At 71.1% G+C, this 14,592-nt stretch carries 12 protein-coding genes; all 12 read right to left on the bottom strand.

Annotated features, from left to right (window positions below; genetic code table 11):
• Positions 1-25: 25 nt before the first annotated feature.
• The 12 genes from NBH00_RS04240 to NBH00_RS04185 all read right to left on the bottom strand — a co-directional run bounded on the left by NBH00_RS04240 (position 26) and on the right by NBH00_RS04185 (position 14,571).
• Entirely contained in the window at positions 26-799 is a 774-nt protein-coding gene (locus tag NBH00_RS04240) for a hypothetical protein (RefSeq protein ID WP_254572108.1), read from the bottom strand.
• A complete protein-coding gene (locus NBH00_RS04235) occupies positions 799-1,242 on the bottom strand; it encodes a hypothetical protein (protein WP_254572107.1) in 444 nt (147 codons plus the stop codon). Before NBH00_RS04235 ends, NBH00_RS04240 begins: the two co-directional genes overlap by 1 nt.
• The gene (locus NBH00_RS04230; protein WP_254572106.1) at positions 1,239-3,710 is read right to left on the bottom strand and encodes an MMPL family transporter; all 2,472 of its coding nucleotides are present in this window, start codon (positions 3,708-3,710) and stop codon (positions 1,239-1,241) included. The genes NBH00_RS04235 and NBH00_RS04230 overlap by 4 nt, the downstream gene beginning before the upstream one ends.
• 10 nt (positions 3,711-3,720) lie before the next feature.
• On the bottom strand, positions 3,721-5,052 hold the full coding sequence (locus NBH00_RS04225; RefSeq protein ID WP_254572105.1) for an MlaD family protein: 1,332 nt from the start codon (positions 5,050-5,052) through the stop codon (positions 3,721-3,723).
• The gene (locus NBH00_RS04220) at positions 5,049-6,383 is read right to left on the bottom strand and encodes an MlaD family protein (protein ID WP_254572104.1); all 1,335 of its coding nucleotides are present in this window, start codon (positions 6,381-6,383) and stop codon (positions 5,049-5,051) included. Before NBH00_RS04220 ends, NBH00_RS04225 begins: the two co-directional genes overlap by 4 nt.
• Positions 6,384-7,934 (bottom strand): MlaD family protein, encoded by a 1,551-nt coding sequence (locus NBH00_RS04215; RefSeq protein ID WP_254572103.1) that lies wholly within the window; start codon positions 7,932-7,934, stop codon positions 6,384-6,386.
• A 3-nt stretch (positions 7,935-7,937) separates the two neighbouring features.
• Positions 7,938-9,371, bottom strand: a complete 1,434-nt coding sequence (locus NBH00_RS04210; RefSeq protein WP_254572102.1) for an MlaD family protein — start codon at positions 9,369-9,371, stop codon at positions 7,938-7,940.
• Between the two features lie 2 nt (positions 9,372-9,373).
• Positions 9,374-10,870, bottom strand: coding sequence for an MlaD family protein (locus NBH00_RS04205; protein WP_254572101.1), 1,497 nt, complete (start codon positions 10,868-10,870; stop codon positions 9,374-9,376).
• The gene (locus NBH00_RS04200; RefSeq protein WP_254572100.1) at positions 10,870-12,282 is read right to left on the bottom strand and encodes an MlaD family protein; all 1,413 of its coding nucleotides are present in this window, start codon (positions 12,280-12,282) and stop codon (positions 10,870-10,872) included. The genes NBH00_RS04205 and NBH00_RS04200 overlap by 1 nt, the downstream gene beginning before the upstream one ends.
• 61 nt (positions 12,283-12,343) lie before the next feature.
• Entirely contained in the window at positions 12,344-13,207 is an 864-nt protein-coding gene (locus NBH00_RS04195) for an MlaE family ABC transporter permease (protein ID WP_254572099.1), read from the bottom strand.
• A 15-nt stretch (positions 13,208-13,222) separates the two neighbouring features.
• Positions 13,223-14,089: an MlaE family ABC transporter permease gene (locus NBH00_RS04190; RefSeq protein ID WP_254572098.1), complete on the bottom strand. Its 867-nt coding sequence runs from the start codon at positions 14,087-14,089 to the stop codon at positions 13,223-13,225.
• Positions 14,090-14,301: 212 nt separating this feature from the next.
• Positions 14,302-14,571, bottom strand: a complete 270-nt coding sequence (locus NBH00_RS04185; protein WP_254572097.1) for a hypothetical protein — start codon at positions 14,569-14,571, stop codon at positions 14,302-14,304.
• Positions 14,572-14,592: the final 21 nt, after the last annotated feature.

Raw genomic sequence — 14,592 nt, 5'->3', positions numbered from 1 at the left:
CCACATGGGGGGACCCCGCCCTTCGTCAGAGCGCGGGGCCGTCTATCGCCGGCCGGCGATCCCACGCCTCCGGACGTCCCCCGGGCCAGTACCCGAGCGCGAGGATCCCCATGCTGAGGAGCCACGAGAGATACATCGCATCACCGATCGGAACCTGCAGCGCGAGGCAGAACGCGCCCGCGATGCCCCAGTAGCCGAGGAAGCTCGTGAGCAGCCCGACCCTCATCGCGTGCGAGGCGACGAGCCCGACCCACACCGCGAAGATGACCCGCGAGGCGACGTCGAACAGCCCGGCACCCTTGAGGGCCCCGCTGTCTTCGCGGAGCTGGTGCGCGCGCGCGACCGACCGGACCCCCGAACCGACGAACGTGTCCGAGACGTCCTTCAGCGCGAAGAACCCGAAGATCGTCGCGGCGACGATGAGGACCGGGCCGACGAACAGTGGGTACCGGACCCACGACGGGGGCGAGCCGCCGCGCCGGCGGATGAGGTCGAGGAGGTAGAGGCCGACGGGGATGCTCAGCGCGATGCCGATGCAGCGCAGGGCCGCGGCAGCCTCCTGCCCGCCGAGGTGCGACGCGAAGTCCACCAGCTGCCGTCGCTGCTCGGCGCGGCTCGTTCCGCCCCCGCCCGTGCCGGGCTCCGAGAGCCTGCCGTGGCTGCTGGCGGCGTTCGCGACGACGAGCGCCGCCAGCGACGCGACGACCGACGCGATGGCGATCGATCCGCCGCGGCGGCCGGCCCGCCTCTCGTCGGCGACCTCGGTGGCGGTGAGCGCGGTGTGGGGCATCGTCGTCATCAGTAGGGGTGCAGCGGGAGGCGGTGGTCGTTGCGGGCCTTCTTCATCGCGCGGATCGTCGACGCGCTGCCCGGCACCTGGCGGGCGGACTTCACGATCTGGTTGAGGAACTGCGCGGCGCAGCCGGTGCCGGGCGGGACCTTCGCGAGCGCGATCCGCGCCTGCTGCGCGGCGGTGCGCAGGGCCTGCAGGTTCTTGTCGACCGTCGCGAGCTGGGCGTCGTTCGCGGCCGAGCTGAGCTTGTACGCCGCGCCGGTCGTGCACCAGTCCTGGGCCGCCGGCGCGTCGGACGTCGTGGCGACGCCGGTCCGCGCGCCTGCGCCGCCCGCCGCCGCGCTCGACGTCGTGTCCGTGCCGCCGCCCCCTCCGCCGCCGCCGCAACCGGCGGTGACCGTGGCCACCGCGAGCAGGAGCGCGAGACACCACCGACGCGGCGCCGTCATGCCACCGGCTCGTGCTGGGCGAGTGCCACCGGTCGCTCCGCCGTCGACGGGCGCTCGGCCCGCCGCCGCGGCGCGCGACGGCGGTCGGCGACGATGCAGAGGACCGGGACGATGACGATCGCGGACAGGACCGAGAGCATGAGCTCGAGCGCCGCGACGAGGCCGAACTGCTGCAGGACCGGGAGGCGGCTCACCGTGAGCACGAGGAAGCCGAGCGCGACCGTCCCCGCGGCGACGACGAGCGGCGTCGCGAGGAGCTCGAGCGCCCGCCGGGCCGCCGCGTCCGCCTCGCGGCCGTTGATGACGCGCTCCTCGCGGTAGCGCGCCTCGAGCAGCAGGCCGAACTCGACGCCGACCGCCAGCACGAGCGGATCCAGGCCGGCGCTCAGCGGCGACAGCTGCAGGCCGATGGCCTCGATGACGACCGCCGTGAGCCCCGCGGCGAAGAGCGCGGGCACGAGCGGGATCGCCGCGCGGCGCACGTCCCGGCGCGCCGCCAGCAGGAGCAGGAAGATGATGAGCGCGCTGGCCGCGAGCAGCCACGGGCGCTCGTCCTGCAGCCCGTTCACGCTCGAGGCCGACAGCGCCTGAAGGCCCGCGACATGGGCGCTGATCCCGTCGGGCGCGTCGCCGAGGATCCGCTGCATCCGGGCGATGAGCTTCGCCTGCGCGCCCGCCGACCCGAGCGGGATGCCGAAGCTGAGCTCCGCGCGCCGGTGGTCCCTCGTGAGGATGCCGTTGACGAAGTCCGGCGGGATAAGCCGCAGGATCCGCGGGATCGCGGCGGCGTCCGGGACGCCCTGCCCGGAGCTGCTGACGATCGACGCGAGGTTCGGCCCCGCCTGCAGGCCCTTGCCGAGCCCGAGGATCCTCGCCTGGACCGACGCCATCCAGGCGAGTCCCGCGGGCGAGGCGATGTTCCTCCCGGTCACGGCGATGCGGATCTGGCCGCCGGTCCCGAGCTCCTTCTGCAGCGCCTCGAGCCGCACGAGCTCCGGCATGTTCCTGTCCGCGAGGCGCCGCAGGTCGGACTGGACCGGCGTGCCGTGGCTCAGCGCGAGGCCGACGAGCGTCACCGCGAGGATCCCGGCGGCGGCGACGGTCCGCGGGCGGCCCGCCCCGAGCAGGCCCGGGGTCGGCACGCGGGGCAGCGGGCGGCCGGGCCGGTCGAGCACGACCATGAGCGGGGCGGCGATCGTCAGGAGCGACAGGAGGCTCGCGCCGACGCCGACTGCGAGCGTGACGCCGAGGCGGCCGACGAGCGGCACCGGGCTCGCCAGCAGCGCGAGGAAGCCGGCCGCCATGACACCGCCGGCGAGCAGCAGCGTCGGCCCGACCTTGCGGAGCGCGACATCGGCGGCCCGCCGCGGCTCGCGGCCGGCCGCGCGCTCGGTCCAGTAGCGCGCCTGCAGCTGGACGACGTAGTCGATCGCGAGGCCGAGGACGACCGGGAGCGCCGCGAGCGTCGCCGGGGTGAAGCCGAGGCCGAGCGGCCAGCTGAACCCGGCGGTCACCGCGACCGCGGCGCCCGCCGGCACGATGAGGTGGACGGCCCGGTTGCGGATGCCCAGCCCGAGGAGCAGCGCGAGCAGCATGGCGACGATGACGACGGGCGCGAGGCGCACCATCTCGTCGGCGACCGTCGAGGTCGCCTCGGCGACGACGAGCGGCGCGCCGGCGACCGACGTCGTGATGCCGGGCAGCCGCGCGGCGGCGACGATCCGGGTCGCGTCGCGGCCGAGGCGCGTGACGGCGGCGTCCGAGAGCCCGTGCTTCGGCCGGATGATGACGAGCGCGTGGCCGCCGTCGGGGAAGAGCCAGGCGAAGCGCTTCTTCGGGGTCGGGCTCGCGCCGAGGACGAGCTGGTCGACGAAGGTGCTGTTCGTCAGCGCGGGAAACCCGATCGAGCCGAAGCGGACGAGCAGCGCCTCGTACTGCTTGCCGAGCGGGCCGAGCGCCTTCAGCCGGGTCTCCTCATTGATCGTCTGCAGCTCGGACTCCGTGAACTTGCCGCTCGCCCGGGCGCGCCTCTCGGCCCGGCGCGCGGCCTTGTCAGCGATCTCCGCGACCGGCCCGAGCTCCTGCTGGACCACCGCGTACATCTGGGACACGGCGCGGTCCACGAACGTCCCCGGGCCGATGACGCTCTTGACCCCCGGGACGGCGGCGAGCTCGTCCTCCATCCTCAGGACCTTCGGCAGGACGGACGGCGCGAGCGTCGTGTCGGTGAGGTTGCCCTCCAGGACGACGACGACCGGCTCGCCGCCGAACGCCTTCTCCTGGGCCACCGTCGCCTTGGCGACGTCAGCGCTCGAGCGCGCCAGCAGGCCCTGCGGCGACGCCGGCGTGAGGCGCGTCGCCGCGGCCGCTGCGACGATGACCACGAGAAGGGCCAGAAGCAGGGCACGGCGCGGTCGGGAGACCGCGCCGTGGCCGAGGCCGACGCTGCTATCGACGAACCGCCCCATCGGCGGAACGCTACTTGTCCGCTGCGACGTGCGGGTAGCTTCCCGAATAGGTCGTCGCGCCGATGTCGTTCGCGGTCCCGGGCTTCTTGAACGCGTCGTTACCCGTGTGGTCGAACTGACCCAGGACGCCCTTCTCGAGGAGGACCGACAGCGCCTGCTGCATCGCCGGCGTGTAGTTCGCGAAGCTGTGCGGGCCGAGGATGCAGGTGCATCGGGCGCGCGCCCCGTACTTGTCGTACTGGACGTTGTCGCCGAAGACGCCCATCGCGCCGGCGACGTCCTTGTTGTACGGGGCGAGGAAGCGCAGGAACGGGTTCAGCTGGCGCAGCGAGGCCTCGAGGGCCGGGAACGCCGGCTTGCCCGCCTTCGCGAACGTCGTCAGCTGCCCGAGCAGCGGGTTCGCCTTCTGCGTGAAGCGCGGCAGCTCGTCGAACACCTTGTTCGCCGAGGTCGCCGTGGGCCCGAGGTCCTGGACGACCGGGGCGAGGTCGGCCGAGGCGAGCTTCAGGTCGTGGACCACCGGGACCGCGCGGCCCGAGAACGCCGACAGGCGGGTCACGGTGCCGCGGGCCTGGCGCAGCGTCGCGGGAAAGTCGGCGAAGTCCTGGGCGAGCTGCGTGTCCCGCGCGGAGACGGCCTTCGCGGTCGTCGTCGCGGCCCGCAGCAGCGAGCGCAGGTCGTTGCGCCGGTCGGCCAGCGCGGCGAACACCGTGCTGCCCTGGGAGATGATGTCCGCGACCTGCTGGTTCTGCGCGTTGAGGATGTCGGTCACCTGCGTGCCGTCGGAGGTCAGCGGCTTGAGCGCGGCGGTGAACCGGTTGAGGTCGTCGCCGTGCTCCTGGAAGCCGCCACCCAGCGCGCGCAGGTTCGTCGAGACGGCCTTCCGCGTCGGGGCGTCGAGCGAGTTGAGGATGCGGTCGATCGGGACCGCCTCCTTGTTCGCCCTCTCGGGGAGCGTGCCGCCGTCCGGGAGCTCGCCGCTCGACGGCGTGCCCGGGGAGACCTCGACGTAGTTCTCGCCGACGAGCGTCTTCTGTCGCACGAGGACCTGCGCGTCTTGGTAGATCGGCGCGATGTTGTCCTCGAGGTCCATCGTGACGTTCGCCTTGCGGCCCTGGCCCGTGATGTCCACGACCTCGCCGACCTTCACGCCCGCGGCGCGCACGTCGGCGTGTTTCAGGAGCTCCTGGGGCTCGTCCACGACCGCATGGAACGTGTAGCGATTCTCCGCCCCCGGCAGACGGCCGCCGGCCGCGCCGTAGTAGTAGACGAGGATCAGGAGCGCGCCGATGGTGATCACCGCGAGCACCGCGATCTTGCCGTACAGGTTGCCGATCTTCATGGCCGGACCTCCGGGCCCTTGGCGATGCCGAGGTATTCACACGGGACGAAATGGTGGCTGCCGGGGTCCTTCGTCGTCGCCTCGCCGAAGGTCGAGAAGCCGACGACCGCCCCTGCGCGGAAGTTCGCCGACGAGTGCGTGCCCGCGCCGTCGGCCGCGTCGCCGAGCTTCGTCGCCGACATGAACTGGGTCAGCAGGTGGCCGGCCGTCGGCAGGCAGGGCACCGCCTTGCCGACGCCGCTGTCGAGCTGCGGCGCCTGCGTCTGTAGCTGCGAGAACGTCTTCGCGAGCGACCGCGAGGTCGGGCGCAGCGACGTGGACAGCGGGAGCAGCGACCGGACCGGCGTCCGGAGCTTGCGCACCGCGGGCGTCGCGTCGTTCGCGAGGCTGTCGAGGCTGTCGAGCCCGGACGGCAGCTGCGCCGCCACCGGCTTGAGCGACTGGAGCGCCGGGTCGAGGACCGCCTCGGTCGCCCGCAGGTTCGCGAAGGACCGCTGCATCGTCTGGAGCGTCCCCGGGAGCTGCGCGAGCGTCGACGAGAACGGGCCGTCGTTCGCCGCGAGCGTGTTGAGGACCTCCTGCCCGTGCTTCACGAAGCCGGCGAGCTGGACGTCGGTCTTCCCCAGCTGCTGGGCGATGCCGCCGAAGTTCGTGACGAAGCGCCTGAAGTTGTCGCGCCGCTCGGCGACGGCGGAGAGGACCGACGTCGCGTTCGCGAAGAACGGGGACATCTCCTGGAACGCCCACCGGAGGTTCTTGCCGCCGTCGTCCAGGCCCCTGCCGAGCTGGTTGAGCAGACTCGCGAGGTTCGTCCGCGTGGTCGCGTCGAAGGTGTCGAGGATGTTGCCGATCTGCTGCGGTGAGACCGTCTGCGTCGCCGGGAGGATGTCGTTCTTCTCGAGCTTGCCGGCGCTCGGCGTGCCGCGGGAGAGGATGTCGACGTACATGTCCTCGAGCGGCGTGATCGGCCGGATCCGCACCTTCGCGTTCTTGTACATCGGTGCGTACTTCTTCTCGAGGTTGATGACGAGGACGGCACGACCGTCGACGAGCTTCGCCTTCTTGACCGAGCCCGCCTTGACGCCGGCGAGCCGCAGCTCCGCGCGGGCCGGGACGACGCCCTTGGCGTCCGAGAAGGCCACCTGGTAGGGCTGGTAGCTCACCCATGGCTTGTCACCCGCGAGGTTGCGGATGATGACCCCCGCCACGAGCAGGCCGCAGACCGAGAGCAGGACGAACAGGGCGAACGGCCCCGACGCGCGCTTGGCTTCCAGCTTGAGGCGGTCCATGCCCGCCTTCTCGGCGGACGTCCCCTTGTTGTCGAGCGCCATCTAGCGACCCTTCTTCTTCAGGATGTCGGTGAGGTTCGAGGGCAGGCCCTTGAACGTCTTCTTGCCCGTGAGGTACTCGCGCAGGAGAGCGGGGGGTGCGGCCGGGTTCTTGATCGTGCTCATCGTCGGCACGATGCCGCTGAAGGCCGCGAACAACGTCGCGGCGGTCAGGTCGCAGGCGACCTTCTGGTCGGGTGTGACCTCCGGGTTCGAGAGCTGCGACGTGCACGGGCTCTGGAAGGAGTTCTCGCCGGCCGCGGCCTCGAAGTTCGCGAACGAGCCGTTCTTGTCGTTCCACGAGGTGGCCGAGCCGACGCTCGAGATCGCCGGGCCGATGTTCTGGTAGTTCGGCCGGTGCTGGGCCGGGTCGTCGGACTTCAGGAACGGGATGTACTTGTCCTGGGCCAGCTGCATCGTGTGGTTCAGCGGCGTCAGGGCCGGGACACCCGCGCGGGAGGCGGTCCGCAGATCGGTCAGGGCCGGGCGCAGGTTGGCGAGCGTCGGGCGCAGGTCGGCCAGGAGCGGCCGCAGGTTGCGCAGCGTCGCCGACGTGTCGTTCGCCGCCTTCGGCAGCTTCGCGAGGCCGGGCTTCAGCTGCTCGGCCAGCGGGTCGACGACGTCGAGCGTCTGCTCGAGGCGCGCGAGCGTCGCGCGGGTCGTCCGCATCGTGCCCGGCGCGGTGTTCAGCGTCGCCGCGAGGTCGGCGCTGCGCGCGGCCGACACCGACAGCGCGGTGGAGCCGTCGGTGACGAGGTTGCCGAGGGCGACCTGGTCACGCGTGAGCTGGCCGAGCGCCCGGTTGGCGCCCTGGACGAGCTTCGGCAGGTCGCCGACGGTGACGCCGCGCAGGGCCGGGAGCCCGGCCGCGGCCGCGGCCATCGACCCGGTGCCGCCGGTCGACCCGTCCGGGGAGAACTGCCCGGTCGCGTCGTGGCCGCCGAGGCCGCGGAACGTGCCGCCCGCCTTGCCGATCGCGTCACGGACCGCCTGCGGGTCCGCGAAGCCCTTGTCGAACTCGGTGATCATCGTCTGGATCGCCTTGCGACCGTCGACGTTGAGCGGCGTGAGCGCCGTGTCGAGCTCCACCTGGTCCTGCGTGCGGCTCTGCGGGAGCGTGCCGCCGGCGTACTTCGGGGCGCTCGGCGAGCCGGGCATGATGTCGACGTAGACGTTGCGGCCGAGGAGCGTGCGCCAGCGGAGCGCCATACGCATGTCCGAGTGCAGGTCGACCTTCACGCCCTTGTCGAGGCGCATCTTCACGATCGCGCCGCGGTTGTTCGGGCCGCGCTTGATGCTCTCGACCTGACCGACGTTGATGCCGTGGACGCGGACCGGCGTGTAGCCCGGCCGGACGTTCGTCCCGGAGACGAACTGCGCGCTCAGCGTCCGGCCGCCGCCCGAGAAGAACGGGACGCTCGGCTTCGTGTAGATCGTGTAGAGGAAGATCGCGACGAGGGCGACGGTGATCGTGCCGTTCCGCAGGGTCTTGGGTTTGTGCTGCCCGGGCCGCAGGTCGATGCGGTCCCGGATCACGTCGCTGAAGCCGGCCATGGTCTACCGCCCTCCTGGAGCGTCGAAGTCGGAGGCCCTGGAGACGACGTTCGGGTTCGTCTCGTAGGGAGGGTTGGTGGTGTCGTTGAACGGTGTGGCACCGGCGTTGACGATCTTGCCCGGCAGCGGGGCCTGGAGGCCGTGCCCGCCCGTGTTCGTCGCGGGGTCACACGGACCGTGGTACGAGCCGCGATGGATGAGCCCCTCGTTGTTCACGCCCGGCCCCTGGCCGCCGAGGACCTCCGGGCGGAGCGCGGACAAGTTGAAGCGGATGGACGTCTCGGTCTCGTTCCCGTTGTTCAGGAACTGGCCCCAGCTGAGGATCGTGTTGCCGACGTCGCAGTACCGCGGGCTGATGACCTGCAGCTGCGGGTTGAGCTGGTTCAGGAAGTCATCCGTCGTCGGCAGCGCCGGCCGCACCGACCCGAGGAGGCCGAGCGTCGGGTCGACCGCGCGCTTCGCGAGGTCGAGCGTCGCCCGGGTGTCCTTGAGGCCCTGGCTCGACGTCTTCAGCAGCGTCGTCGTGCGCTGGAGCGACGACGGCGCCGCGGCGAGAAGCGGCCGCGCGCGAGTGGCGAAGTCCGCCGTCTCGGAGACGAGCCGGTCGATGTTCGGCAGCTGGGCGCGGGCGGTCGCGAGCGTCGGGCCGGCCTCGTCGAGGGTGCCCTGCACGCCGGCCTTCTGGTCGGTGAAGACCTGCAGGGTCTGGCGCTGCGGGCGGAAGCCGTCGACGATGTCGAAGCGGGCGTCGCTGAAGCCCTTGACCATCGCGGCGCCGTTGTGGATGAAGCCGCCGAAGGCGTCGCCGGGCCGGGAGGTGATCGAGTTGGAGATCCCGCGGAGGTCGGTGAGCAGCCGGGGCGTGTCGCGCACGACGTCGTTGAGGTCGGTGCCCCGCCCGTCGACGCCGTTGCCGAGCTCCTGCAGGAGCGTCGACGTCGCGGCGCGGGTCTTCGGGTCGAAGGTACCGAGCACCTGGTCGAGCGCGACCGACGGCTCGACCTGCGTCGTCGGGATCGTCGCCCCCTCGGGCAGCCCCGCCTTCGAGGTGCCCGGGATGATCTCGAGGTAGCGGACGCCGACGGCCGAGCGCAGGCGGACCTGGAGCTTGGAGTCGGCCGGGAGGGGCTTGTACTTGTCGCTGAGCTTCAGGTCCACGACCGCGATGCCGTGCTCGGCGTGCGGGTTGAGCACCTGGCCGACCCGGACGCCGGACATGCGGATCTCGTAGTGGTTCGCGAGGTTGTTCGCGTCCTTGAACTTCGCGTGCAGGTTGTAGTACCCGCGGCCCGGGACCTGGTAGGCGGCCTCGTACCCGATGTAGAACGTCAGGGCCGCGAGCAGGAGGCCCGCGACGCCGATCGACGCCATGAACGCGCGGCCACGGGTCTGGCCGACCGGGCGGCCGAACTGCCGCTTCTTCGTGCTGATCGCCATTGCTATTGCCCCATCAGGTAGTCGAAGAGACGGAGCGCGTCCGAGCTCTTGTTCGCCGGCGGCGGCGGCGCGAGGCCGGGTATGCCGCCGCTCTTCCCGCCGCTCAGGCCGGGCAGGGCCTGCTTCAGGCCGCCCGTGGCGCCGCCGATCGTGTCCTGTACACCCTTGGTGACCTTGTTCGTCGTGTCACCGAGGCCGGGCACGATCTTGTTGAGGATGTCGCCGAGCTTCTTCGTCGGCGCGTCGAGCGGCGTCGGGGTCGCCGCCTGCGGCTGCGTGCTCGGCGCGACGGCCGCGGGGGCGGCCTGCTTCTTGCGGGTCGCCGGCGTGATCGCGCCCTGCGGGGGCGCGAGGACGTTCACGGCCTCCTGGACGTAGTCCGCACCGATGTCGAGGTGGGCGCCGATGAAGTGCCCGACGCCGTCACGGGCCTTCGTGCCCTTCTGGAGGCTGTCGACGCCGAGCAGCAGGTCGTCGTACCCGCGGCGGTCGAGCTCCTTGAGGATCGGCGCCGAGAGGACGAGCTGCGCCGCCGCCTTCTGCAGCGTCGGGCGCAGCCGCTTCACCGTCGGCAGGGCGCCGGTCGCGAGGCGGGTGATGTCCGGGCTCACGTCGGTCGCCTTCTGCAGCGTCGGGCGAGCCGCCTGCGTGAAGGCCGGGATCGCCGCGAGCGTGGCCTTCAGCGGCCCCGTGGTCCGCTGCAGATCAGCCGCGGCCGGCTTCAGCTGCACCGACGCGCGGTCGAGGTTCGCGAGCGTGCTGCGGAGGTTCGCCAGTGCGCCAGGGGCGTTCTGGATCGTCGAGGCGAGCTGCGTCCGCTTCTGGGCGACGACGTCGAGCGCATGGCTCGCCTGGCGGATGAGCTTGCCCATGTCCTCGCGGCGGCCGTTGACCAGCGCGGTCACGGCGTCGGCGCGCTGGACGCCGACCTTCAGGGCCGCGTTCTGGCCGCGGATCTGCTTCAGGAGCTTGGCGGTGTCGTCGAGCGACGGCGGCAGCTGCGCGAGGAGCTTGTTGAAGTCCGCCCCGCGGCCCTCCAGCCCCACCCCCACCTCGTTGATGAGGATGCCGAGGCGCGTGCGCGTGTCGGCGTCGAGCATGTTGAGGATGTCGTCGAGCTCGACGGGCTCCGCAGTCTTCGAGATCGGCACGAGCGCGCCGGACGGCATCGGCTTCGCCGGGTCGCCGCCCTGGATCTCCGCGTAGCGCTCACCGAGGAGGTCGGTCGGGCGGATGTTGACCTTCGCGCCTTGGCCGATCGGCTTGGCGCTGTCGTCGATCTCGAGGGTCGCGATCGCGTGGTCGTCCTTCGTGACCGTGATGTCCCTGACCTTGCCGGCCGGGACGCCCGCGATCTTCACCGAGGAGTTCTTCCGCAGCCCGCCAGCGTCGCTCAGCTCGGCGCGGATCGTGTACTTGTGATGGTCGCCTCCGAGGAGGACGATCGCGGCACCCAGGGCCACGAAGCCGAGAACCATCGCCAGGACCTTGCCTTGCATCAGCGGCCTCCCTTCGACTTGGCGTAGGCCGCCATGTTGGACTCGGACTCAGGGTCCTTCGAGGCGTCGAGCGCGTCCTTCGTGATGCCGCACTCGGGCATCAACATCGGCTGACCGGCGTTCAGTCCGGGGGGCCGCGGGAACGCGTACATCTTGATGCCGAGCCCGGTGCCGGTCGAGACGAGCTTCGACTCGCTCGGCTTCTCGAGCGAGCTCGAGCTCGCCTGGACCTCGGCGCGAAGGCCGTGCGACTGGTAGTACGTCTTCCCGTTCACCCTGACCGCTGGCCCGGTATAGGCGACCGGGTCGCTCGGGTCGACCACGCCGCTGCGGCGCGACGGCTCGAGGTCGTAGGTGCCATGCGACTCCTCGAGGTTGACCAGGGCCCCACCGGTCTCCGGGGCGTACGGGCGGACGCAGGAGAACATCGGTGCCAGATCGGTGAGGACCGGTGCGGCGCGGGTCACGAACGGCGTGCCCTGGGCGAGCAGCGCCCGGATGGACGGAGCCGCCTCACGACCGGTCCGCAGGGTACTGAGCGTCGACGGCACGATCTGACGCAGGTCGGCGAACGCCGGGCGAGCGGCCGCGGCGAGCGGCCTGAGGGCCTTGGCCCCGGGACGCAGCTCGGTCACGAGCTGGTCGAGGTTGCCGATGCTCTGGTCGGTCCGCTGGAGGGTCGACCGCGCCTGCCGGAGCGTCGGCGACAGCTCGTCGATCGAGGCCTGCGTGCCCTGGGTGTTGCTCGCGAAGGTCTGGAACGTCCGCGACGCGACCGTGACGAGGTTGCGGACCGCGTTGTCCCGCCCGGCGAGGATGCTCGTCGCGCGCTGTCCGTTCGTGATGAGGCCCTTGAGCGCGAAGCTGTCGGTCCCGAGGTCGGACAGCAGGTCGGCGGCGGCGTTCGTGCCGTCGTCCGCCTGGTCGAGCAGCGCCCCGAGGTCCTTCTCCTTGCCCTTGAAGGAGTCGCCCATCCCCTTCTGCCAGCTGCTGAGGTTGCGGCGGACCTTCGAGTTGAGGGCGTTGAGGATGAGATCGACGTCGACCGCCGGCTGCGTGTCGGCCGTCGGGATGATGCCGCCCTGCGGGATCGCCGGTGCGGTCGCCGGGCCGGGGACGAGGTCGAGCTTCCGGGTGCCGTTGCCGATCGTGGTGCCCCAGCGGCTGATGACCTTGGTCCCCTGGTGCAGCGGCCAGAACTCCTTGTCGTTGATCCCGATCGTGACGAGGGCCTTGCCGTTGTCGTACCTGACGTGGCCGATCTTGCCGACCTCCTGGCCGTCGATGAGGATGGCCAGCCCCGGAGCGAGGTTGAACGCGCTGGCGAACGAGGCCTTGACCTGGTGCTGGGTCTGGCGGGTCCCGATCACCCAGAAGGTGAACCAGACCATCACCGCTCCGAGCACGAGCATCCAGGGGTGGTCCAGCCCCCACCCCAGGGGGTTGTTCCGGCGTTCCTTCCGCATGACTCTCCTAGCCGCCGACGGGGATCTTGGGGTTGGTGCCCCAGAAGAAGAACGTGAAGCCCTCGTTCAGCACCATGGTGAGGACGAGCGCGACGACCATCGACTTGGCCGTCGCCGCACCCACCCCGACCGGGCCGCCCTTGGCGCGGTACCCGTAGTAGAGCGCCGCGATGACGATCGCGATCCACATGATCAGCGTCTTGGTGTAGCTGAAGATGATCGACGTCAGGTCGGTGAAGTTCCAGTGCACCGACTGCCACGTGCCGGCCGAGATCTCACCGATCTGGCCGAGGATGACGAAGATCTCACCGAGGTAGAAGGTGGCCAGGCCGATGGCGAAGATCGGCGCCGAGATGAGGATGTTCGCGATCAGCCGCGTGGAGACGAGGTAGCGGATCGGGTTGATGCCCAGCGACTCCATCGCGTCGATCTCGTCGTTGATCCGCATCGACCCGATCTCCGCGACGTAGCCGCAGCCGATCTTCGCGCCGATCATGTAGGCGAACATGAACGGCGTCGCCTCCCGGACCGGGCAGATGGCCGAGAACACGCCCGCGTAGGAGGAGGCGCCGTAGCCACGCAGGATGTACACCGACTCGCTGCCGCAGGTCAGCCCGAAGGTGAACTGCATCGCCAGGAGCACCATGGCCGAACCGGTGATGAGCATGCCCATCTGCCGGAGCATCTCGGAGAAGTACCGCAGCGACCCGGGGATCTCCACGAAGGCACGGCCGGCGAACTGCGCCATCTCGCCCGCCTCGGTCAGGAGGTTGCGCACGGGCTCGGAGAAGCCCTTCTTCAGGCGACTCGCCGACTCGCTGCCGGCGGCGCCCGGGCGCCGGTAGGGCGCGGTGTGGGTGGAGGCTTCCATGTCGTTCTCCCGCCCTTACCGAAGGGTCGCCGTCTCCGGGAACGCGCCGAGCAGCAGCGAGTTCAGGAGGTAGTTGTAGATGTAGATCGCGCAGAAGGAGATGACGACGGCCTGGTTGACCGCGCGGCCGACGCCGGCCGACCCGCCCTTGGCGTTGAGGCCCTTGTAGCAGCAGACGATCGCGATGATGAAGCCGAAGGTCAGGACCTTCATGCCGTTGAACACCAGCTCCGCGATGGTGAAGTTCGACGAGAACGTCAGGACGAACCCGGCCGCGGTCTCCTGCCACACCATCATGTTCGCGACCATCTGCCCGACGATCGAGATGAGCGTGTTCCAGTAGTTGAAGATCACGCACATCAGGCCGAGCGCGAGGAAGCGCGGCACGATGAGCGACTTGATGAGGTCGGTGCCGAGGACGGCGAGGGCGTCGAGCTCGTCGCGGATCTTGCGGGCGCCGAGGTCCGAGCAGATGGCGGTGCCGGCGACCCCGGCGATGACCATGCCGTTGATCCACGTCGCGAGCTCGCGGACCGAGGCCATGATGGCGAAGGACCCTAGGCGGTCGGTTGTCGCGAGCGTCGCGATGATCGCGCCGCCGGAGATGCCGGGCGCGCCCCAGGAGAAGACGGCCGTGCAGAAGAGGCACGGGATGAACGCGCGCTTGACGACGAGGAACGACTGCTCGACGAACTCCGGGCCCCACGTATAGGGCGGGGTGAACATCGACACGATCGTCTGCCCCGTGAGCATCACCATTCCGGCGATCTGCTCGAGCCAGGCGAACGGGCCGGAGCCGAGCGTGGGCTTCGGCGTCGGGCGGACCGTCGGGGTCCCGGCCCCGATGCCCACTCCTGGTCTTGCGACTTCCTGCTGCGCCATCTCTCTCCCTCACTACCTCGCTTGCGCAGCGGTGCCCGGTCGGCCGGAACGCACCCCTGCGTCGTAGTGGCGAGCCTAGGTCGGAGGTCCCGGCGGAAGCCATACCCCCGCTGGGTGGTACCCCTCAACCTTTGGGGGACGACTCAGCGGCGGGGCGCCATCCGGACGGTGCCCTGCCACGTACGGGCGGGGTCGCGGCCCGGTCCGCCGGATCAGCGGGAGGCGGGGCCGCGCAGCGCGCGGAGCAGCTCGTCGCGCAGCGCTTCGAGCTCTGGCGTCGGCGCCATCGCCGGACCGCGCTTGGGCGTCGTGCAGGTCGGCGCCCAGCCCGGGCGCGCGGCGCTCAGCTGCACCTCGAGCTCCCCGATCTGACGGAGCAGCTCGCGGCGCATCGGGCCCTCGTCGATGGGGTCGGGCGCCTGCGGCGGGGCGGGCGGGGCGCCGTCGCCGGCGGGGGGAAGGATGCGCTCGCGGATGGACATGGCCCGCCGCGCACTGTGCCA

Origin of the sequence: Paraconexibacter antarcticus, from assembly GCF_024220175.1 — a bacterium.
Taxonomy (GTDB): Bacteria; Actinomycetota; Thermoleophilia; order Solirubrobacterales; family Solirubrobacteraceae; genus Paraconexibacter; species Paraconexibacter antarcticus.
This window is presented reverse-complemented; position numbering and strand designations above follow the sequence as displayed.

Coding starts and splice junctions, on each gene's coding strand:
- NBH00_RS04210 (WP_254572102.1), bottom strand. CDS start 9,371: ATGGCGATCAGCACGAAGAAGCGGCAGTTCGGCCGCCCGGTCGGCCAG.
- NBH00_RS04195 (WP_254572099.1), bottom strand. CDS start 13,207: ATGGAAGCCTCCACCCACACCGCGCCCTACCGGCGCCCGGGCGCCGCC.
- NBH00_RS04205 (WP_254572101.1), bottom strand. CDS start 10,870: ATGCAAGGCAAGGTCCTGGCGATGGTTCTCGGCTTCGTGGCCCTGGGT.
- NBH00_RS04240 (WP_254572108.1), bottom strand. CDS start 799: ATGACGACGATGCCCCACACCGCGCTCACCGCCACCGAGGTCGCCGAC.
- NBH00_RS04220 (WP_254572104.1), bottom strand. CDS start 6,383: ATGGCGCTCGACAACAAGGGGACGTCCGCCGAGAAGGCGGGCATGGAC.
- NBH00_RS04215 (WP_254572103.1), bottom strand. CDS start 7,934: ATGGCCGGCTTCAGCGACGTGATCCGGGACCGCATCGACCTGCGGCCC.
- NBH00_RS04200 (WP_254572100.1), bottom strand. CDS start 12,282: ATGCTCGTGCTCGGAGCGGTGATGGTCTGGTTCACCTTCTGGGTGATC.
- NBH00_RS04185 (WP_254572097.1), bottom strand. CDS start 14,571: ATGTCCATCCGCGAGCGCATCCTTCCCCCCGCCGGCGACGGCGCCCCG.
- NBH00_RS04235 (WP_254572107.1), bottom strand. CDS start 1,242: ATGACGGCGCCGCGTCGGTGGTGTCTCGCGCTCCTGCTCGCGGTGGCC.
- NBH00_RS04230 (WP_254572106.1), bottom strand. CDS start 3,710: ATGGGGCGGTTCGTCGATAGCAGCGTCGGCCTCGGCCACGGCGCGGTC.
- NBH00_RS04225 (WP_254572105.1), bottom strand. CDS start 5,052: ATGAAGATCGGCAACCTGTACGGCAAGATCGCGGTGCTCGCGGTGATC.
- NBH00_RS04190 (WP_254572098.1), bottom strand. CDS start 14,089: ATGGCGCAGCAGGAAGTCGCAAGACCAGGAGTGGGCATCGGGGCCGGG.